Raw genomic sequence first — 19,879 nt, 5'->3', positions numbered from 1 at the left:
TCTTCACCAGTGGTCGCGGATCCGGGCAAGTGCAGGGAAACAACTGGCGGAACGGCGTTCCGCCCATGGGTACGTCCGCGGTCTGCCCGCGGCTCAGGACCAGCGCGCGGGATCGCTTCCCCAGGCCCCCGGAGGCCGTGCCCAGTCGTCCGGCCCGCCCGCGAAGGACACCGGCGACCTCGCGTACCGCAGCCGCCCCAGGCCGCTGTCGGTCTCAGCGAGCCAGGGGCCCGGTTCGTACGAGCCGGGCGAGGGCTCCGGGGCAGGACCGTTCAGCAGCCACGACGCTGTCTGCGCCAGCGCCGTCCGTACGATCCTGGTCCCGCCCTCCTCCGTCTGCTCGGTCAGCGAACGGAGCACCGCGGCAGCCAGCAGATACCCCGTGCCATGGTCGAGGGCCTGCGCGGGCAGTGCGCCCGGCCGCTCCGCCGAACCCTCCGTCTCCGCGATCCCGGTGGCGACCTGCACCAGACTGTCGAAGCCCCGCCGCTCGGCCCACGGCCCGTACCCGCCCCACGCCGACAGCTGCGCGACCACCAGCCCGGGCCGCCGCTCGGCCAGCGCCTCGGGCGTGAGCCCGAACCGGTCCAGGGCGCCGGGCCGGTATCCGGTGACGACGACGTCGGCTCCGGCGAGCAGCTCCTCGAAGGCCCGCCGGTCGGTGGCGCGGTCGAGATCGAGGCGGGTGGACCGCTTGCCGAAGCCCGTGCCGGCGTGCTGGTCGGGGAGTTCGGGCAACCGTGGTGAGTCCACCCGAAGGACGTCGGCGCCGAGCAGGGCGAGGGTACGGGTCGCGACCGGGCCCGCGATGACCCGCGCGAGGTCCAGGACGCGCACGCCTGCCGCGGGCAGCAGCGGATCACCGGAGAGCGGCGCGAGCGTGCGCACGGGTGCGTCGCCGATCCGCTCCCGGCTCAGCAGCGGCCTGCGCGCCACCGCCGCCCCCTGCTCGTGCGCTGCCCACTCCTTCGCCGAACGCAGGGCGACGGCGAGGCCGCCGGCCGCGTACACCGTGTCCTCCACGTCCACGGCGGACCGCTCCGCGAGGCACGCGGCGACGGCGTCCACCGACACGTCCACCGTCGCGCCCATCGAAGCGTCCTCGGGCAGTCCGAGCGCGCTCAGCAGACGCAGGCGATGATGCGGATAGTTCGCGTGCGTCCGTACCCAGCCGTCCGCGGTTCGCCAGAACCGGGACAGTGGCGCGAAGTTCACGGGCGCCCGCCCGTCGACCAGCAGATGCCGCTCACTCACGAACGCCGTGGCGACGGCCCCGTCGACGACCCGCACCTCGGGCACGTCCGTGAGCCCGGCCCGTCGCGCCCCCAGCTCGGCGGCCGCCAGCGTGCAGGCCCCTACGCATGCCCGCGCCAACTCCCGTACGGGCAGCCGCGCTTCCAGCGCCCCACCCCGTTCGACGTTCGCGATCCGTCGGACCAGGGCGGGATCGCCACCCAGGGCCGACCAGACGAACTCGGTGTCCTCAGCTGTCATAGGGCCACTATGCCGGGTGTACGGAATCAACATGTCGACTCCCGGGGTCAAACGAAAAGGCCGGGCGGCCCACTTGCCGCCCGGCCTCGTCAAACGCCGCTTCTCGCTACTTGGTGACCGCGTCCAGCGCGTCCGCGGTGCCCCAGCCGTAGAAGCCGTTGCGGTTCTTCGAGCCCTCGCACACGGCGTCGACCTTGCCGTCGCTGTTGATGTCGTACGGGTCGGTGCACGGCGTGGCGTCGGCCTCGGCGTACAGCAGCGCCTTCACCAGGGCGGCGGAGGCGTGCGGGTGCGTCGACTTGATGAGAGCGGCGACGCCCGCGACATGCGGGGACGCCATCGACGTACCGGCCATGTAGCCCCACTTGCCGCCGGGCAGCGGGCCCAGGATCAGGCCGCTCGTGGCGGGCGGTGCGGGAGTCTGGTAAGCCGTCGAGTCGCCACCCGGCGCGGCGATGTCGATGACACCCTGGCCGTAGTTGGAGAAGGACGACTTGATGCCCTTCGCGCCGGTCGACGCGACCGTGACGACACCCGGCAACTGGGTCGGAATGTCATAGCACTTGGACGGGTCGATCACCCGGTCCGAGGGGGTCCCGTCGTTCGGGGAGACCGGGTCGGTGATCGAGTCGGCCGCCAGGTCGTAGCTCTCGTTGCCCGCCGCGGCGACGTTGACGGCACCCTTCTTCTCGGCGTACTGCGAGGCGCGGGTGATCGCGTCGACGAGGGCCTTCTGGTCCGGGTCGTCCTTGCAGTTGAAGTACCAGGGGTCGGTGTAATAGCTGTTGTTGGTGACGTCCACGCCGTGCTCGGCGGCCCACACGAAGCCACAGACGACGGACTCCGTGTAGAAGTAACCGGCCGTGGTCGCCACCTTGATGCCGGCGACCTTCACGCCGGGCGCGACGCCGGTGATGCCGACGCCGTTCTTGGCGCCCGCGATCTCACCCGCCACATGCGTGCCGTGCGGGCTCTCGGCCGCGCTCGGCCGCCACGCCCCGTCGGCCGTGTCCGGCTTGCCCGTCACGCAGTTGACCGACGCGGCGCGGTCGAAGTTCGGCGCGATGTCGGGGTGCGTGTCGTCGACGCCGGTGTCGATGACGGCGACCGTCACCTTGCTGCTGCCGAGCGACTTCTCGTGCGCCTTGTCCGCCTTGATGGCGGGCAGGTCCCACTGCAACGGCTCCAACGGGTCCTGCCCGGCGACCGCCTGAGTGCTCGTCACCTTCGCGACCTCTTCGGCCGTGAGCACCGTCGGCGCGCCCACGTCGGTGGTCGACTGCGCGGGCAGCGGCGCGTTGCGCGTGTTGCCGGCCGACTGCACACCGCGTACGCCACGGATCGTCTTGGCGAAGTCGGCGTTCGACGAGTGGACGACGATCACGCCGATCTGGTTGTACGACGTCAAGATCGTGCCGCCCGCGGCGGCGATGGCCTTCTTCACGGTGGAGGAAGGGGCGTGCCCGGGGCTGACGTTGACGACATAGCTGAGCGCGGTCGCGTCGGCGGCGGCCTGCTGGGGTGCCTCCGCCTGCGCCGCCGACGCGCTGACGTTCGGCAGGAAGCTGAGGGCGGCGGCCGTCGCTATCCCGAGCGGGATGGCTATGGCGCGACGGGAGCGCGTGTGCGGCGCTGTCATGGGTTTGTCTCCAGTTTTCTGTTCGCGGTACGAGCTGTACGAGCCGTGCGGAGGCTCAAATGACGCTCTGTCAGGGGCAGTTGACGAGATTACTTGACCGCCCGCAGAGCGTTGATGATCCCGGCCCCGTAGAAGCCGTTCAGGCGCTTGCCGCCCACGCAGGTGGCGTCCACGACGCCGTCGCCGTCACCGTCGTACGCGGTCGGGCAACTCTGGCTGTCCGCCTGGGCCTTGAGGAGCGCCTGGAGCTGGGCCGGGGTCGCCTTGGGGTAATTGGACTTCAGCAGCGCGGCGACGCCGGCGGCGTGCGGCGACGCCATCGACGTACCTTGCAGGAAGGCGTACTGGTTGTTCGGCATCGTGGAGAGGATGCGGCCGTTCTGCGACGGCGTGTCCGGGATCTGGTACTTGTCGCCGCCCGGCGCCGCTACATCGATGACGCCCTTGCCGTACGTGGAGAAGTACGACTTGGTGCTGTTGACGCCGGTCGAGCTGACGGTGACGACACCCGGCAGCTGGGTCGGGATGTCGAAGCACTCGTGCGGGTCGATCGTGCGGGGCACCGGGGTCGAGTCATCGGGGCTGGAGTCGTCGACGATGGCGTCCGAGTCGAGGTCGTCGTTGGCGTTGCCCGCCGCCGCCACATTGAGCGTGCCCTTCTTCTGGGCGTACAGCTGGGCCCGGTTCACCGCGTCGGCGATCGCCTTCTGGTCGGGGTCGTCCAGGCAGTTGTAGAGCCACGGGTCCACGTAGTAGCTGTTGTTGGTGATCTCGACGCCGTGGTCGGCGGCGAACACGAAGGCGCAGACGACGCTCTCCGGGAAGAAGAGCTGCCCGGCGTCCGGTTCGGCCACCGTGATGCCCGCGACCTTCACACCGGGCGCTACGCCCGCCACACCGATGTCGTTGCGGGCGGCGGCGATCTCACCGGCGACATGCGTGCCGTGGTAGTGGTCGGCGTCCACGGGACGCCAGGCGCCGTACGTCGTGTCCGGCTTGCCGCCCACACAGTTCGCGGACTGCGAGGCGGAGAAGTTCGGGGCGAGATCCGGGTGCGTGTCGTCGACGCCGGTATCGATCACGGCGACTGTCACATTCCTGCTGCCCGGGTTGATCTTCGCGGCCTTGTCGGCGCCGATCGCGCGCAGGTCCCACTGGTCGGCCTCCAGGGGCTCCTGGCCCGCCGCGGCGCTCTGCGAGAGCTCGGCGGCGTCGGCCGCCGACAGCATCTGCGCCGCGCCCTCTTCCGTGGTGCCCGCGGCGGTCACCGGCGCGGTGTGCGTCGCGCCCGCCGACTGCACTCCGCGCGCCGCGCGGATCTGCTCGCCGAAAGCGGGGTTGGCCGAATGGACGACGATCACACCGATCTTCTCGTACGCGATGACGACGGTGCCGCCGGCCTTGGCGATGGCCTTCTTCACCGACTCGACCGTGCGGTGGTCGGCCTTGGTGTTGACCACGTATGGCAGAACCGGGCCGTCCGCACTCGTCGCGGCGCTCGCCGTGAGCGGGGCCGCCGACGCGGCACCCGGCAGGAAGCCGAGGGAGACGGTGAGCGACAGAACGACCGGCACCGCGAGGGCGAGCCGGTGTCTGGAACGCAGATGAGCCATGGGATCTCCATAACATCCGGAAAACGAGCTGCCCGAACACAGGTTGGTGCTCGGGCAGGTACATGACGGAATGCTGCAGGCTGAAGCTATCTCCCGTCCGACCTGGGCAGCAATGACTTCCGGCGATGACTTCTGAAAGAAGTGCCACGAGTTGAACCTGCCCACGCGTGGCGCCGTGACGTTGAGCAGGGAGCCCGAGCACGATCGAGCCCCTGCTGGATCACGCCCGTGGCCACCTGACAGTGCCGTCCGGTCCACGTGATCCACGTCATCGTGAGGTCAGAAACAGTCATGTCCGTACCCAGACCGTCCCCGACCGCGAGCCCCGGCTCGCACCCGTCCACCGTCGCAACCGCACCCGCAACGCGAGGAGACTCCGTGGCCACCGACGCACCGCCCCCCTCGAAGACAGATCCCGAGCTCCCGTCGACCGAGAAGTTCGTCGAGATGCAGGAGAGCGCGGAGTTCGGTGAACTGCGCCGCTCCTACCGCTCCTTCGCCTTCCCGCTGACCATCGGCTTCATCGCCTGGTACCTGCTGTACGTCCTGCTCTCGAGCTACGCGGGCGACTTCATGGGCACCAAGCTGTTCGGCAACATCAACGTCGCCATGGTCCTCGGCTTCGCCCAGTTCCTCACCACGTTCCTCATCGCCTGGTGGTACTCGCGGTACGCCACCGCGAACCTCGACCCCAAGGGTGAAGCCATCAAGTCCAGGATGGAGGGCGGCGAATGAGCCCCCAGTTCGTCATCGCCGCCGGTGAAGCCAGCGAGCACCGGCCGCTGATCGTCTCCCTGTTCGCCGTCTTCGTCGTGGCGACCCTCGTCATCACCGTCTGGGCGGGCCGCCAGACCAAGGACGCGGCCGACTTCTACGCGGGCGGGCGCCAGTTCAGCGCCTTCCAGAACGGCCTCGCCGTCTCCGGCGACTACATGTCCGCCGCGTCCTTCCTCGGCATCGCGGGCGCGATCGCCCTCTTCGGGTACGACGGCTTCCTCTACTCCATCGGCTTCCTGGTCGCCTGGCTGGTCGCGCTGCTCCTGGTCGCCGAACCGCTGCGCAACTCCGGCAAGTACACGATGGGCGACGTACTCGCGTACCGCATGCGCCAGCGCCCGGTCCGTACGGCGGCAGGCACCTCCACGATCGTCGTCTCGATCTTCTACCTGCTGGCCCAGATGGCGGGCGCCGGTGTCCTGGTCTCCCTGCTGCTCGGCATCACCAGCGACGCGGGCAAGGTCGGCATCGTCGCCCTCGTCGGCCTGCTGATGATCGTGTACGTGACGATCGGCGGCATGAAGGGCACCACCTGGGTCCAGATGGTCAAGGCCGTCCTGCTCATCGCCGGCACCCTGCTCATCACCTTCCTGGTGCTGCTCAAGTTCAACTTCAACATCTCCGACCTGCTCGGCTCGGCCGCCGAGAACAGCGGCAAGGGCTCGGCCTTCCTGGAGCCGGGACTCAAGTACGGCCTCACGACCACCTCGAAGATCGACTTCATCTCGCTGGGCATCGCGCTGGTCCTTGGCACCGCCGGCCTGCCGCACATCCTGATCCGCTTCTACACGGTCCCGAACGCCAAGGCCGCGCGGAAGTCCGTGATCTGGGCGATCGGCATCATCGGTGGCTTCTACCTGATGACCATCGCGCTCGGCTTCGGAGCGGCGGCCCTCATCTCGCAGGACGAGATCATCGCCTCCAACAAGGCGGGCAACACGGCGGCGCCACTGCTCGCGCTCCATCTAGGCGGCGTCGACTCGGCATGGGGCGCGATCCTGCTCGCCACCATCTCGGCGGTCGCCTTCGCCACGATCCTCGCGGTCGTCGCCGGCCTGACCCTCGCCTCGTCCTCCTCGTTCGCGCACGACATCTACGCGAACGTCATCAAGAAGGGCACGGCCACCGAGAAGGAAGAGGTCAGGGCAGCCCGCTACGCCACGGTCGCCATCGGTGTCGTCTCCATCGGCCTCGGTGCCCTCGCACGCGACCTGAACGTCGCCGGCCTGGTCGCCCTCGCCTTCGCGGTCGCCGCCTCCGCCAACCTGCCGACGATCCTCTACAGCCTCTTCTGGAAGCGGTTCACGACGCAGGGCGCGCTCTGGTCGATCTACGGCGGTCTGGTCACGGCGGTCGGCCTGGTGCTGTTCTCGCCGGTGGTCTCGGGCAAGCCCACGTCGATGTTCCCGGACGTCGACTTCCACTGGTTCCCGCTGGAGAACCCCGGCATCATCTCGATCCCGGTCGGCTTCCTGCTGGGCTGGCTCGGCACGATCCTGTCCAAGGAGGAGCCCGACACCGGCAAGTACGCTGAGCTGGAGGTCCGGTCCCTCACCGGTACCGGAGCGCACTGAGCACACTTCCTGGTGACGGCCGCGTCGTAGATCTCTACGACGCGGCCGCGCCGTGTCTCGTGGGATCGGGCCTCCGCCGATGTCAGCGCGGTCACGTAGGCTCGCTGGTGTCTGGAAAAAATGATCCGCATCGAGGGGAGGGGGCCCACGTGCTCATCGACACCTACGGCCGAGTGGCCACCGACCTGCGCGTCTCGCTGACCGACAAGTGCAACCTGCGTTGCACGTACTGCATGCCCGAAGAAGGCCTGCAGTGGTTGTCCAAGCCCGACCTGCTCACGGACGACGAGATCGTCCGGCTCATCGGCATCGCGGTCACCACCCTCGGCATCACCGAGGTCCGCTTCACCGGCGGCGAACCCCTGCTGCGCCCCGGCCTCGTCGGCATCGTCGAGCGGGTCGCCGCCCTGGAGCCCCGCCCCCAGATGTCCCTCACCACCAACGGCATCGGCCTCAAGCGCACGGCCGCGGCCCTGAAGGCGGCGGGCCTGGACCGGGTGAACGTATCGCTGGACACCCTGCGCCCCGATGTCTTCAAGACCCTCACCCGCCGGGACCGCCACAAGGACGTCATCGACGGCCTGGCAGCCGCCGGCGACGCCGGCCTGACCCCGGTCAAGGTCAACACGGTCCTGATGCCGGGCCTGAACGAGACCGAGGCCCCGGACCTGCTGGCCTGGGCCGTCGAGCACGACTACGAGCTGCGGTTCATCGAGCAGATGCCGCTGGACGCCCAGCACGGCTGGAAGCGCGAGGGCATGGTCACCGCCGGTGACATCCTCGCCTCGCTGCGCACCCGTTTCGAGCTCACCGAGGAGACCGCCGCCGTGCGCGGCTCCGCCCCCGCCGAGCGCTGGCTCGTCGACGGCGGTCCACACCGCGTAGGCGTGATCGCCTCGGTCACCCGCCCGTTCTGCTCGGCCTGCGACCGTACGCGCCTCACGGCCGACGGCCAGGTCCGCACCTGTCTGTTCGCCTCCGAGGAGACCGACCTGCGGGCCGCCCTGCGCTCGGACGCCCCGGACGAGGAGATCGCCCGTATGTGGCGGCTCGCGATGTGGGGCAAGAAGGCGGGGTCCGGCCTGGACGACCCGTCGTTCCTCCAGCCGGAGCGGCCGATGTCGGCGATCGGCGGCTGACCCGCCGCTATCGGACCTCGTCCGGCTCCCACTCCGCCAGGGGCACCACGTCCTTCAGGAACCCGCGTACACCAAGGAACTTGGAGAGATGCTCGCGATGGTCCTCACACGCGAGCCACGTCTTGCGGCGCTCCGGAGTGTGCAGCTTCGGGTTGTTCCACGCGAGCACCCACTCCGCGTCGGCACGACAGGCCTTGGCCGAGCACTGAGGAGTGGAGGGGGAGGCATCGGGGAAAAGCGGGAAGGTCACGCACCCACCCTAGACGGCTCCGAAATCGGCTCCGGAAACAGCTCCAAAAAGGCGACGCCGAGCAGCCACGGGGGGAGCTGCCCGGCGTCGGTCCGTCGCTCCGACGGGGGATGCGGAGCGCGTACGAAGTATGTCATGGGGGACCCGGTGCCTGGCACCGGAACAACATGATTGATCTGAGCTTTTCTTGAGCTTAGCGCGCCCTTGGATTCCGTTTCCGGAGGATCCTCCGTGGTCAGCTCCAGGGCGCCGCCGGGCGGTCTCGGGGTCAGTTCGGGTCGTGCGGTTCGGCCCGCAGCCGCGCCCCTGAGTCGGCCGCGACGTCTTCCGGCACGGATTCCGCGAAGCCGTTCTGCCGCGGCGGCGCGATCATCGGACGGGTGGGGGCGGCGATGAACGTCGAGGGCAAGGACGGCACGTTCTCCCGGCCCGCGTTGGCGATCACCACAGAGATGTAGGGGAGAAGCAGGCCCAGTACCAGGGCGACGACGGCGACATGGCGCTCGACGTTCCAGAGGGTGGCGGTGAGGATCACGGCGACTGTGCGGACGGACATGGCGATGACATAGCGGCGCTGTCTGCCGCGTACATCCTCGTCGAGCCCCTGCCTGGCGCCGGTGATCCGGAAGACCTGGCCGTTGCTCTGCTTCCGCGGCACGTTCCACCACCCACCCGTGTCGGACTCTCCCCGGCCCGTACCCAGTCCGGACCCGGTCAGGGAGGCAGGCCCGAACGACTTTCAGGTTACGCCGCGGCTGCGTCGTCTTCGAGACCGGGGCCCGTTCTGCCGGGCCGGACTTGATGCGTCGTACCGCGTATGGCTCCGCCCGACATGCGCCGTATGGCGGACAGTCCGACACTGAGCGTAATGCTCGCGTAGAGCCGTACTAGGAGGCAGCCATGGGCTGGTTGTGGGCGATCATCGTCGGGTTTGTGCTGGGCCTGCTGGCCAAGGCCATCCTTCCGGGCAAGCAGCACAGCCCACTCTGGCTGACCACCATCTTCGGCATCATCGGCGCCATCGTCGGCAACGCGATCGCCCGAGGCATCGGCATCGACGAGACCAGCGGCATCGACTGGGGCCGGCACGCACTGCAGCTCGCGGCCGCCATCGTCATCGTCTTCGTGGGCGACATGGCCTACATGGCGGTACGGGGCAACAAGCAGCGAGCCTGAGCGTCGTACGTACGTAGGCCGAAGGGGCGGACCCCCATCTCGGGTCCGCCCCTTCGGCCTCGTACGTACGGGCTTCAGCTCCCCGTGACCTCCACCGCCGCCAGGTTCTTCTTGCCCCGGCGCAGCACCAGCCAGCGCCCGTGCAGCAGGTCCTCCTTGGCGGGGACCGCGTCCTCGGCGGGGACCTTCGCGTTGTTCACGTACGCGCCGCCCTCCTTGACCGTGCGGCGCGCGGCCGACTTGCTGGCCACCAGGCCGACCTCCGCGAAGAGGTCCACCGTGGGCGCCAGTTCGGCGACCTGGATGTGCGGCACCTCGGAGAGGGCCGCGGTCAGCGTCTTCTCGTCGAGCTCGGCCAGCTCGCCCTGTCCGAAGAGGGCCCTGGACGCGGCGATCACGGCGGCCGTCTGGTCGGCTCCGTGCACCAGCGTCGTCAGCTCCTCGGCGAGCGCGCGCTGGGCCGCGCGTGCCTGCGGGCGCTCCTCGGTCTGCTTCTCCAGCTCCTCGATCTCCTCGTGGGACCTGAAGCTGAAGATGCGCAGGAACTTGGAGACGTCCCGGTCGTCCGCGTTCAGCCAGAACTGGTAGAAGGCGTACGGCGTGGTCATCTCGGCGTCCAGCCAGATCGTGCCGGACTCCGTCTTGCCGAACTTGGTGCCGTCCGCCTTGGTGATCAGCGGGGTGCCCAGCGCGTGCACCACGGCCTCCGGCTCGACCCGGTGGATCAGGTCGGTGCCCGAGGTGAGGTTGCCCCACTGGTCGCTGCCGCCGGTCTGCAGCGTGCAGCCGTGCCTGCGGTACAGCTCCAGGAAGTCCATGCCCTGGAGGATCTGGTAGCTGAACTCCGTGTAGCTGATGCCCGCGTCGGAGTTGAGCCGCCGGGAGACGGCCTCCTTCGCGATCATCTTGTTGACCCGGAAGTGCTTGCCGATGTCCCGGAGGAACTCGATGGCCGACAGGCCCTCGGTCCAGTCCAGGTTGTTGACCATCACCGCGGCGTTCGGACCCTCGAAGTCCAGCAGCGGTGCGATCTGCCCGCGCAGCCGCCCCACCCACTCGGCGACGACCTCGGGGGAGTTCAGCGTGCGCTCGGAGTTCGGCTTCGGGTCGCCGATCAGGCCGGTGGCGCCGCCGACCAGGCCCAGCGGGCGATTGCCCGCCTGCTGGATCCGGCGCATCGTGAGGATCTGCACGAGGTTGCCGAGATGCAGGCTTGCCGCGGTCGGGTCGAAGCCGCAATAGAACGTGACGGGACCGTCCGCGAACGCCTTGCGCAATGCGTCCTCGTCAGTGGAGAGGGCGATCAGCCCCCGCCACTGCAGTTCGTCGACGATGTCCGTCACGGTTCTCGTATCTCCTTGGAAGGTCCGGTCGAGCTCGTACGAGGTTATACGCCCTGGCTGACAGAGCTCATATTGAAGTCCGGGATGCGCAGGGCGGGCATCGCGGCCCGAGTGAACCAATCGCTCCACTCGCGCGGCAAGGTCTTTTCGGTCCGTCCCGCCTCCGTCGCCCGCCCCAGCAGGCCCACCGGCGACTCGTTGAACCGGAAGTTGTTGACCTCACCGACGACCTGGCCGTTCTCGACGAGGTAGACGCCGTCCCGGGTCAGCCCGGTCAGCAGCAGGGTCGCCGGGTCGACCTCGCGGATGTACCAGAGGCAGGTCAGCAGCAGACCGCGCTCGGTGGCGGCGACCATCTCCTCCAGGGAGCGGTCGTCGCCGCCGTCCAGGATCAGGTTGCCGATCGAGGGCGCCACCGGGAGCCCGGTCAGGCCCGCGCTGTGCCGGGTGGTGGTCAGGTGCTTCAGCTCGCCGTCGCGGATCCACTCGGTCGCCTTGAGGGGCAGCCCGTTGTCGAACACGGACGCGTCGTCGCCGGAGGAGTGGGTGAGGACGAACGGCGAGGTTTCGAGCCCCGGCTCGTGCGGGTCGCTGCGCAGCGTCAGCGGCAGCTCGGTGAGCTTCTCGCCGACGCGGGTGCCGCCGGGCTTGCTGAACACCGTCCGGCCCTCGGCCGCGTCCCGGGCCGACGCCGACCACAGCTGGTAGATCAGCAGGTCCGCGACGGCGGTCGGCGGCAGCAGCGTCTCGTAGCGCCCGGCGGGCAGCTCGATGCGCCGCTCGGCCCACCCGAGCCGTACGGCAAGCTCGGCGTCCAGCGCCGCCGGGTCGACGTCCTTGAAGTCCCGTGTCGAGCGCCCCGCCCACGCCGAACGCGTACGGTCAGGCGACTTGGCGTTGAGCTCCAGCGTCCCCTTGGGCTGATCGTGCCGCAGCCGCAGCCCCGTCGACGTACCGAGATAGCTGGATACGAGCTCATGGTTGGCGAACCCGTACAGCTCCCGGCCGCCCGCACGCGCGCGGGCGAACGATTCACCGAGCGCCGGCGCGAAGTCCGCGAACACGGCGGACGACGTCTCGGCAGGTGCGTCCGTGAAGTCGGGGGACTCCGGCACTCCTGAGACGAGCGGCTGGGCGTCCTCGGCCGGAGCCGCGCCGCGCGCGGCCGCCTCCGCGGCCCGCACCAGGGGCTCCAGGTCATCGGCGGTCACCGCCGCGCGCGAGACGACTCCGGACGCCGTGCCCTCACGGCCGTCGACGGTGGCGATGACGGTGAGCGTGCGCCCGCGCGTGACCCCGTTCGTGGTCAGCGCGTTGCCCGCCCAGCGAAGGTTCGCGGTCGACTCCTCGTCGGCGATCACCACGCAGCCGTCGGCGCGGGAGAGTTCGAGGGCGCGCTCGACAACCTCGTGCGGCTTGTTCGTACGAGTCGTCGTGCTCATCGACCGGCCTCCTGGGTGGTGTTGAGAATGTTGACGCCCTTGAAGAGGGCCGACGGGCAGCCGTGCGATACCGCCGCGACCTGACCCGGCTGGGCCTTGCCGCAGTTGAAAGCGCCGCCCAGGACGTACGTCTGCGGGCCGCCGACGGCCGCCATCGATCCCCAGAAGTCGGTGGTCGTCGCCTGGTACGCGACATCGCGCAACTGGCCGGTGATCCGGCCGTTCTCGATCCTGAAGAACCGCTGCCCGGTGAACTGGAAGTTGTAGCGCTGCATGTCGATGCTCCAGGAGCGGTCACCGACGACGTAGATGCCCCGGTCGACGCTCCCGATCAGGCCCTCGGTCGAGAGCCCGGCGGGATCCGGCTGGAGCGACACGTTCGCCATGCGCTGCACGGGAACATGGCCGGGGGAGTCGGCGTACGCGCACCCGTTGGAGCGCTCGAACCCGGTGAGCTTCGCGATGCGCCGGTCGAGCTGATAGCCGGCGAGCGTCCCGTCCTTGACGAGATCCCAGGACTGGCCCGCCACTCCCTCGTCGTCGTACCCGATGGTCGAGAGGCCGTGCTCGGCGGTCCGGTCACCGGTGACGTTCATCAGCTCGGAGCCGTACTTCAACTTGCCCAGCTGGTCGAAGGTGGCGAAGGAGGTGCCGGCGTACGCGGCTTCGTAGCCGAGCGCCCGGTCCAGTTCAGTGGCGTGCCCGATGGACTCGTGGATGGTCAGCCACAGGTTGGACGGGTCGACGACCAGGTCGTACATACCCGCTTCCACGCTCGGCGCGCGCATCTTCTCGGCGAGCAGTTCCGGAATCTGCTCCAGCTCGGCCTCCCAGTCCCAGCCGGTGCCCGTCAGGTACTCCCAGCCGCGTCCGACCGGCGGAGCGATGGTCCGCATCGAGTCGAACTCGCCGCTGGACTCGTCGACGGCGACGGCGTTCAGCTGCGGGTGCAGCCGTACGCGCTGCTGCGTGGTCACGGTCCCCGCGGTGTCGGCGTAGAACTTGTTCTCGTGCACGGTCATCAGCGAGGCGTCGACATGGCTGACGCCGTCGGCCGCAAGGAGCCGCGCGCTCCACTCCGCGAGCAGCCCGGCCTTCTCCTCGGCCGGTACGGAGAAGGGATCGATGTCGTACGACGAGATCCACGTCTTGTCGGCGTGCACCGGCTCGTCCGCCAGCTCGACGCGCTCGTCCGACCCGGCCGCTTTGATCACCTGGGCCGAGAGCTTCGCCATCGCCACGGCCTGCGACGCGACCTTCGCGGCCGCGTCCATGGTCAGATCCACCCCCGACGCGAATCCCCAGGTCCCGCCGTGCACCACTCGCACCGCATACCCGAGGTCGGTGGTGTCCGACGACCCGGCGGGCTTGGCGTCCCGCAGCCGCCAGGCCGCGCTGCGCACCCGCTCGAACCGGAAGTCGGCATGGTCGGCGCCAAGGGCACGGGCCCGCGCGAGCGCGGCATCGGCCAGGGCGCGCAGCGGTAGTGCCGTGAAGGCTTCGTCGATGGAATGAGGCACGGAGGTCTCCCTGCTGTCGTGGCCTGTCGGTCCGATCATGTCGCGCGGGCGGGGTCGGAGGCCACGTCTTTCCGTTGCCTTGCGACACCTTCAGGACGGCTGGGTCGTCTTTCGGTCGGCGGACCACGGGCTTTCGACGGGCGGGCCACCGCTTTCTGTAGGGACCCGACAGTGAGTCCCCTACGCGACTGTCGATGCCCGATTCTCCGCAAGCCGGGCGGGACCGATAGGTTTTCGAGTAAGGCTCCTGTCCTGTGCAGGGGCTTCAGACCGTTATCGAAAGGGTGATCCGTTGAGCCGCTCGGTTCTCGTCACCGGAGGCAATCGGGGCATCGGCCTCGCCATCGCCCGCGCGTTCGCCGAGTCCGGCGACAAGGTCGCCATCACATACCGTTCGGGTGAGCCACCGGCCGACCTCATCGATCTGGGCTGCCTCGCGGTGAAGTGCGACATCACCGACACCGAGCAGGTGGAGCAGGCCTACAAGGAGATCGAGGCCGAGCACGGTCCGGTCGAGGTGCTGATCGCCAACGCGGGTGTCACCAAGGACCAGCTCCTGATGCGTATGTCCGAGGAGGACTTCACGTCCGTCCTCGACACCAACCTCACCGGCACCTTCCGCGTGGTGAAGCGGGCCAACCGAGCCATGCTGCGTGCCAAGAAGGGCCGCGTCGTGCTGATTTCGTCGGTCGTGGGGCTGCTCGGCTCCGCGGGCCAGGCGAACTACGCCGCGTCCAAGGCCGGCCTGGTCGGCTTCGCGCGCTCGCTCGCCCGTGAACTCGGCTCGCGCAACATCACCTTCAACGTCGTCGCGCCCGGTTTCGTCGACACCGACATGACCAAGGTGCTCACCGACGAGCAGCGCGCGGGCATCGTGAAGCAGGTGCCGCTGGGCCGGTACGCGCAGCCCGAGGAGATCGCCGCCGCGGTGCGGTTCCTCGCCTCGGACGACGCCTCGTACATCACTGGAGCCGTCATCCCCGTTGACGGCGGACTGGGAATGGGTCACTGATCACCATGAGCGGAATCCTCGAGGGCAAGCGCGTCCTGATCAGCGGTGTGCTGCTGGAGTCCTCCATCGCCTTCCACGCCGCCAAGCAGGCCCAGGAGCAGGGCGCCGAGATCATCCTGACCGCGTTCCCGCGGCCCACGCTGACCGAGCGCATCGCCAAGAAGCTCCCCAAGCCCACCAAGGTCATCGAGCTCGACGTCACCAACGACGAGCACCTCGGGCGCCTTGCCGACATCGTCGGCGAGGAGCTCGGCGGCCTCGACGGAGTCGTCCACTCCATCGGCTTCGCGCCGCCGGACGCGCTCGGCGGCAACTTCCTCAACACGCCGTTCGAGTCGGTCGCCACCGCCATGCACGTCTCGGCGTACTCCCTGAAGTCGCTGACCGTGGCTTGTCTGCCGCTGATGCAGAACGGCGGCTCGGTCGTCGGCCTCACCTTCGACGCGTCCTTCGCGTGGCCGCAGTACGACTGGATGGGCCCGGCCAAGGCCGCCCTGGAGGCCACCAGCCGCTACCTCGCCCGCGACCTGGGCAAGCAGAACATCCGCTGCAACCTCATCTCCGCGGGCCCGCTCGGCTCGATGGCCGCCAAGTCCATCCCGGGCTTCGACGAGCTGGCCTCCGTGTGGGACAACCGCTCCCCGCTGGAGTGGGACCTCAAGGACCCGGAGCCGGCCGGCAAGGGCATCGTCGCCCTGCTGAGCGACTGGTTCCCGAAGACCACCGGCGAGATCATCCACGTGGACGGCGGTCTGCACGCCATCGGTGCGTGACGCCGCGCGGCTCTACGTCGACGACGCCCCGTCTCCCGCCGTGCGCGGGGAGCGGGGCGTCACCCGTTAGGCCCTGTCGGCCGGGCGGACGAGGCCGGTAACCGCGCACTCTGGAGTACGCGTTCCCCTCCCGAGCATGTCCGAGGAGGTCTCCCTTGTGCGCCTGTCCCACCGTTCCGCCCCGGTGCTGGCCGCCCTGGCACTTCTTGTCGCGATGCCCGGCGACGCTGCCTCCCACACCGCGAAAACAACACCCCACGCGCGCGTGCCCGACGAGAGGCCCTTCGGCGCGGCCTGCCGCACCTCTGTCGACGGTTCGTATGTGACCGCGTACTGCCACAACCCGTACCCGGAGACCGACCGGGTCAGCCTGCACCTCGAGTGCGACCGCTGGTGGGACATCGACAGCGACGGCGTCCCGGTCGGCGCGGGGCCCGCGGAGACCGTGCGGCTGACGGGCCGGTGCTGGAAGGAGGTGCGGTCGGTCTGGGTCAGTCACCAGAAGTGAAGCCCGGCCCCCTCGCGGACCGTTCCGTCCCGCTCACGAGCCTGAGCCGCCCCGGACGGCACAGGAACGGATAGCCCGCGGCCTCCGTGGCAGCCGCCTCCGTGTCGCCCGCCCGGATCGCGTCCACGAGCCGGGCGTGGTCCATGTACGTCTCCGGAGTCAGCTCCTCGCCGACGTCCTCGCGCAGCCAGTCGCGCAGCACTTCGCCCAGGTCCGCGTACATCGCCGTCATGACGTCGTTGTGGGACGCGGCCACCACCGCCAGATGGAAGGTCGCGTCGGCGGTCACGAAGGCCTCCGCGTCGCCCGATTCCCAGGCCTCCTCACGGCGTACGAGCAGGCCGTCCAGCTGCTTGAGATCGCGCTCGGTGCGCCGCTCGGCGGCCAGCTTCGCGGCGCTCGACTCCAGCGTGGAGCGCAGCTCGGCGATGTGCCGCGGATCGGCGTCCGCGAAGCGACGGTGCATCACGCCCGCCAGCTCGCTGGTCGCCGCCACGTAGGTGCCCGAACCCTGCCGGATGTCGAGCAGGCCGTTGTGCGCGAGCGCGCGGACGGCCTCGCGGACCGTGTTGCGGGCGACGCCCAGCTGCTCGACCAGCTCCGGCTCGGTCGGGATACGGGAGCCCACCGGCCACTCGCCCGAGGTGATCTGGTTCCGCAGCTCGGCGATGACCTGCTCGGACAGTGCCGAACGGCGAGGGTGGCTCAGCGGCATGACGGTCCTTCGAACGGGGCCGGAGGCTCCGGAGACTAACGCAAGGGGATTGGACAGCCAATCATCCCATGATTCTATGATGGGGAACATGGCAAGCGAGGAGACCCGGACGATGACGTCCACACCCATACGCAGCTCCGCGGGCACCGAGACGAAGACCGAGAGCGCAACGCCCGCCACGCGCGCGTGGACGACGCGTCTGGTGGTCGTCGCGATCGTCCTCACGGCCCTCAACCTGCGGCCCGCGATCACGAGCCTCGGCGCCCTCCTGGAAGAGGTACGCGACGGACTCGGCATGAGCGGCAGCGTCGCCGGGCTGCTCACCTCCGTACCGCCGCTCTGCTTCGCGGTCTTCGGGGTCATGGCGCCGCGGCTCGCCCGCCGTTTCGGGCCCGGCGCCGTCGTCTGCGCGGGCATGGTCGCCATCGCGGCGGGCCTGGCGATCCGGCCGTACGCCGGGAACACGGCCGGCTTCCTGGCCGCCACCGCACTCGCGCTCATGGGCATCGCCGTCAGCAACGTCCTGATGCCGGTGATCGTCAAGAGCTGGTTCCCGGAGCGGGTCGGCTCGATGACCGGCCTGTACTCGATGGCCCTCGCGCTCGGCACCTCGGCCGCGGCGGCGGTGACCGTTCCCACGACCGACGCCCTGGGCGGCAGTTGGCGGTCGGGGCTCGTGGTGTGGGCGGGGTTGGCGGTGGTGGCCGTACTGCCGTGGATACCGCTCGTGCGTGTGCGGGGGGCCGTGTCCGGTGTTCCCGCCCAGCGGGGGCCTTCCGTATCCGCACCGGAGCGGCGTACCGCGGACGGAGGTTCCGCGCCGGAGCGGCGTACTGCGGGCAGCGGCTCCGCACAGGAGCGGCGTCCTGTGGGCGGGGACTCCGATCCGCAGGGACCCTCCTCGGGCAGCGGCTCCGTGCGGCACGCGCCCGACGGGCTGCGGATCACCCGGAGCCGTACCGCCTGGGCGCTCGCCGTGTTCTTCGGGCTTCAGGCGACCGCCGCGTACATCACCATGGGATGGATGGCGCAGATCTTCCGCGACGCGGGAGTCTCGGCCGGCACCGCGGGCCTGCTCCTCGCCGTCACGATGGTGATGGGCGTGCCGCTGGCCTTCGTCATCCCGCGCCTCGCCACGCGCCTGCCCCACCAGGGGCCGATCGTGGTCGCGCTCGGCGTCTGCGGTCTCGCCGGATACGCGGGCCTCTACCTCGCCCCCGCGGGCGGCGCCTGGGCCTGGGCCGTGCTCCTCGGCGTCTCCAACTGCGCCTTCCCGTTGGCCCTCACGATGGTCGGCATGCGGGCCAGGACCGGTGCGGGCGTGGCCGAGCTGTCGGCCTTCGCGCAGAGCGCCGGCTATCTGCTCTCCATTCCTGGACCGCTCCTCGTGGGCGTGCTCTACCAGCACAGCGGCGGCTGGGGCCTGCCTCTCGCTCTCATGGCCGGGCTGATGATCCCGCAGATCGCGGTGGGCATCCTCGCGGGCCGCGACCGCACGGTGGAGGACGAGGCCGCACGCCGAACGTGCCCGCGAGGAATCTGAACGCGCCCATGTGGCATCCGATACGTGCCCACGAGGGATCCGATACGTGCCCATGCGAGGATCCGATCTCGTTCGTGAGGTGGTGACCCCACCCGTGAACGGGCGGGCGAAGGGTGCAAGACTGGGCGTATGCCAGTGCTCGATCCGAACCCCCAGAACGGCCAGAAGAAGATGCTGCTCGTCTTCGGCACGTTCCTCGCCATCACCGTGATCATCGGCATCATCGCGACGATCGCCTCACCCTGACCGCCGCGCCGTCACCGTGCCCGGCGGGGTCTTCGCGGGGCACGCTCGGCGTCCGTGGTGGTGCTGGCCCCACCATCCCCTAGGGGGTGAGTGTCAGGGTCAAGTGGGTGGATCACCGGATGGGTTGAGGGCTCCGGATTCCGTAACTTCGAACTGTGGCCGCGAGGACGCGGCCACGGACCACTCGAAGACCACGGAGGCGGCATGTCGGCCCCTACGCACCCCCGGCTCCCCCCGGCGACCAAGGGCCGCATCGACATCCGGCTGCCCTGGTGGGCCCTCGCGCTGCCGATGCTCGCCTTCGTCACCCTGCTGCTCCTGATACTCAATCCGGTGGACGCGCACGCGGCGGGCGGCAACGCCGCGATCACGGATGTCTTCGAGCGCGTCCAGCAGACGGTGCTGAACCGAGCACCGTGAGCACCAGGAACCCCCTTCACCCCTCCCGGGGCAGCGAGTCAACTCCTTGCGCCCCATGGCGTGTTTCGTGCGAAGCTGGGACACATGAGCGTCGCAGAATCCCGCAGGATTGTCCTCTTCCGGCATGCGAAAGCCGACTGGCCACAGGTGTCCGACCACGAGCGGCCGCTCGCCGACCGGGGCCGCAAGGACGCAGCCGTCGCCGGACGCAAGCTGGCCGACACAGGCATCCCCTTCGATCTGGCCCTCTGCTCCACCGCGGCCCGGACCCGCGAGACCTGGAAGCTTGCCGTCCATGAGCTCGCCCACCGGCCGAAAACGGTCTACGAGGAGCGGCTCTACGAAGCCTCGCCGGGCGAGCTGATCGCCGTACTCAACGAAACCCCCGAAGACGCGCAGGACGTGGTCCTGATCGGCCACAACCCAGGAGTACAGGGCCTCGCCGACATCCTGGCCGGACAGGCCGAGGGCGACACCCGCACCCGGATGAACGACCGAGGATTCGCCGCCGCCGCCTTCGCGGTGCTCTCCTTCGACGGCTCCTGGAAATCCCTGGAGCCCGGAGCGGCCACGCTGACCGACTACTGGGCGCCGAGCGACTGACCGGAGACCCAGCCAAGAAGAGACAACGAGGGGCCCGGCACCACCACGGTGCCGGGCCCCCGTCGCGAGCAGACTGAGCTCAGTAGCTCAGT

At 69.6% G+C, this 19,879-nt stretch carries 20 protein-coding genes; 11 read left to right on the top strand and 9 right to left on the bottom strand.

The genetic code is table 11. From position 1 onward, the window contains the following. Positions 1–93: 93 nt before the first annotated feature. From AB0N66_RS39445 to AB0N66_RS39435, 3 genes are all read right to left on the bottom strand, one after another. Entirely contained in the window at positions 94–1,494 is a 1,401-nt protein-coding gene (locus tag AB0N66_RS39445) for a CoA transferase (protein ID WP_365444737.1), read from the bottom strand. Between the two features lie 106 nt (positions 1,495–1,600). Continuing rightward, positions 1,601–3,133, bottom strand: a complete 1,533-nt coding sequence (locus AB0N66_RS39440) for a S8 family serine peptidase (RefSeq protein WP_365444734.1) — start codon at positions 3,131–3,133, stop codon at positions 1,601–1,603. An 89-nt stretch (positions 3,134–3,222) separates the two neighbouring features. After that, positions 3,223–4,746, bottom strand: a complete 1,524-nt coding sequence (locus AB0N66_RS39435) for a S8 family serine peptidase (RefSeq protein ID WP_365444731.1) — start codon at positions 4,744–4,746, stop codon at positions 3,223–3,225. 378 nt (positions 4,747–5,124) lie between these two features. Between AB0N66_RS39435 and AB0N66_RS39430 the strand changes: the two genes are divergently transcribed. From AB0N66_RS39430 to moaA, 3 genes are all read left to right on the top strand, one after another. Next, positions 5,125–5,481: a DUF485 domain-containing protein gene (locus AB0N66_RS39430; RefSeq protein WP_365444728.1), complete on the top strand. Its 357-nt coding sequence runs from the start codon at positions 5,125–5,127 to the stop codon at positions 5,479–5,481. After that, entirely contained in the window at positions 5,478–7,097 is a 1,620-nt protein-coding gene (locus tag AB0N66_RS39425) for a cation acetate symporter (RefSeq protein WP_365444725.1), read from the top strand. The genes AB0N66_RS39430 and AB0N66_RS39425 overlap by 4 nt, the downstream gene beginning before the upstream one ends. Before the next feature lie 149 nt (positions 7,098–7,246). Then, positions 7,247–8,236, top strand: coding sequence for a GTP 3',8-cyclase MoaA (gene moaA, locus AB0N66_RS39420; RefSeq protein WP_365444722.1), 990 nt, complete (start codon positions 7,247–7,249; stop codon positions 8,234–8,236). Between the two features lie 7 nt (positions 8,237–8,243). Here moaA and AB0N66_RS39415 read toward each other — a convergent pair whose 3' ends face one another. Together AB0N66_RS39415 and AB0N66_RS39410 are read right to left on the bottom strand one after the other, a co-directional pair. Beyond that, on the bottom strand, positions 8,244–8,486 hold the full coding sequence (locus tag AB0N66_RS39415) for a hypothetical protein (RefSeq protein WP_365444719.1): 243 nt from the start codon (positions 8,484–8,486) through the stop codon (positions 8,244–8,246). A gap of 268 nt (positions 8,487–8,754) precedes the next feature. Continuing rightward, on the bottom strand, positions 8,755–9,144 hold the full coding sequence (locus AB0N66_RS39410) for a DUF3099 domain-containing protein (protein ID WP_365444716.1): 390 nt from the start codon (positions 9,142–9,144) through the stop codon (positions 8,755–8,757). Between the two features lie 242 nt (positions 9,145–9,386). Between AB0N66_RS39410 and AB0N66_RS39405 the strand changes: the two genes are divergently transcribed. After that, a complete protein-coding gene (locus AB0N66_RS39405; protein WP_365444713.1) occupies positions 9,387–9,662 on the top strand; it encodes a GlsB/YeaQ/YmgE family stress response membrane protein in 276 nt (91 codons plus the stop codon). Positions 9,663–9,736: 74 nt separating this feature from the next. On the opposite strand, the gene tyrS is transcribed toward AB0N66_RS39405, so the two are convergent. The 3 genes from tyrS to AB0N66_RS39390 are packed head-to-tail and all read right to left on the bottom strand — an operon-like array spanning position 9,737 to position 13,967. Further along, entirely contained in the window at positions 9,737–11,005 is a 1,269-nt protein-coding gene (gene tyrS, locus AB0N66_RS39400; protein WP_365444710.1) for a tyrosine--tRNA ligase, read from the bottom strand. A 44-nt stretch (positions 11,006–11,049) separates the two neighbouring features. After that, positions 11,050–12,447: a metallopeptidase TldD-related protein gene (locus AB0N66_RS39395; RefSeq protein WP_365444707.1), complete on the bottom strand. Its 1,398-nt coding sequence runs from the start codon at positions 12,445–12,447 to the stop codon at positions 11,050–11,052. Next, the gene (locus AB0N66_RS39390; RefSeq protein ID WP_365444704.1) at positions 12,444–13,967 is read right to left on the bottom strand and encodes a TldD/PmbA family protein; all 1,524 of its coding nucleotides are present in this window, start codon (positions 13,965–13,967) and stop codon (positions 12,444–12,446) included. The genes AB0N66_RS39395 and AB0N66_RS39390 overlap by 4 nt, the downstream gene beginning before the upstream one ends. Positions 13,968–14,259: 292 nt before the next feature. Here AB0N66_RS39390 and fabG point away from each other — a divergent pair, with 292 nt between their 5' ends. The 3 genes from fabG to AB0N66_RS39375 all read left to right on the top strand — a co-directional run bounded on the left by fabG (position 14,260) and on the right by AB0N66_RS39375 (position 16,260). Then, positions 14,260–14,979: a 3-oxoacyl-[acyl-carrier-protein] reductase gene (gene fabG, locus AB0N66_RS39385; protein ID WP_365444701.1), complete on the top strand. Its 720-nt coding sequence runs from the start codon at positions 14,260–14,262 to the stop codon at positions 14,977–14,979. A 5-nt stretch (positions 14,980–14,984) separates the two neighbouring features. After that, positions 14,985–15,752, top strand: a complete 768-nt coding sequence (gene fabI, locus AB0N66_RS39380; protein ID WP_365444698.1) for an enoyl-ACP reductase FabI — start codon at positions 14,985–14,987, stop codon at positions 15,750–15,752. Between the two features lie 157 nt (positions 15,753–15,909). Next, positions 15,910–16,260: a hypothetical protein gene (locus tag AB0N66_RS39375; RefSeq protein ID WP_365444763.1), complete on the top strand. Its 351-nt coding sequence runs from the start codon at positions 15,910–15,912 to the stop codon at positions 16,258–16,260. Here AB0N66_RS39375 and AB0N66_RS39370 read toward each other — a convergent pair. After that, on the bottom strand, positions 16,244–16,975 hold the full coding sequence (locus AB0N66_RS39370; RefSeq protein ID WP_365444695.1) for a FadR/GntR family transcriptional regulator: 732 nt from the start codon (positions 16,973–16,975) through the stop codon (positions 16,244–16,246). The two genes, AB0N66_RS39375 and AB0N66_RS39370, sit on opposite strands and share 17 nt — an antisense overlap. An 88-nt stretch (positions 16,976–17,063) precedes the next feature. Here AB0N66_RS39370 and AB0N66_RS39365 point away from each other — a divergent pair, with 88 nt between their 5' ends. The 4 genes from AB0N66_RS39365 (at position 17,064) to AB0N66_RS39350 (ending at position 19,787) form a co-directional block, all read left to right on the top strand. Next, positions 17,064–18,518 carry a CynX/NimT family MFS transporter gene (locus AB0N66_RS39365; protein ID WP_365444692.1) on the top strand — a complete coding sequence of 485 codons (1,455 nt, stop codon included), beginning with the start codon at positions 17,064–17,066 and terminating at the stop codon, positions 18,516–18,518. Positions 18,519–18,647: 129 nt separating this feature from the next. Continuing rightward, positions 18,648–18,764 carry an SGM_5486 family transporter-associated protein gene (locus AB0N66_RS39360; RefSeq protein WP_365444689.1) on the top strand — a complete coding sequence of 39 codons (117 nt, stop codon included), beginning with the start codon at positions 18,648–18,650 and terminating at the stop codon, positions 18,762–18,764. A 204-nt stretch (positions 18,765–18,968) separates the two neighbouring features. Then, complete coding sequence (locus AB0N66_RS39355; protein WP_365444686.1) at positions 18,969–19,184, top strand: hypothetical protein; 216 nt, start codon at positions 18,969–18,971, stop codon at positions 19,182–19,184. An 84-nt stretch (positions 19,185–19,268) separates the two neighbouring features. Then, positions 19,269–19,787, top strand: coding sequence for a histidine phosphatase family protein (locus AB0N66_RS39350; RefSeq protein ID WP_365444683.1), 519 nt, complete (start codon positions 19,269–19,271; stop codon positions 19,785–19,787). Positions 19,788–19,879: the final 92 nt, after the last annotated feature.

Origin of the sequence: Streptomyces sp. NPDC093544, assembly GCF_040683495.1 — a bacterium.
Lineage (GTDB): Bacteria > Actinomycetota > Actinomycetes > Streptomycetales > Streptomycetaceae > Streptomyces.
The sequence above is the reverse complement of the archived record's forward strand: the minus strand, read 5'-3'. Positions and strand labels throughout refer to the sequence as shown.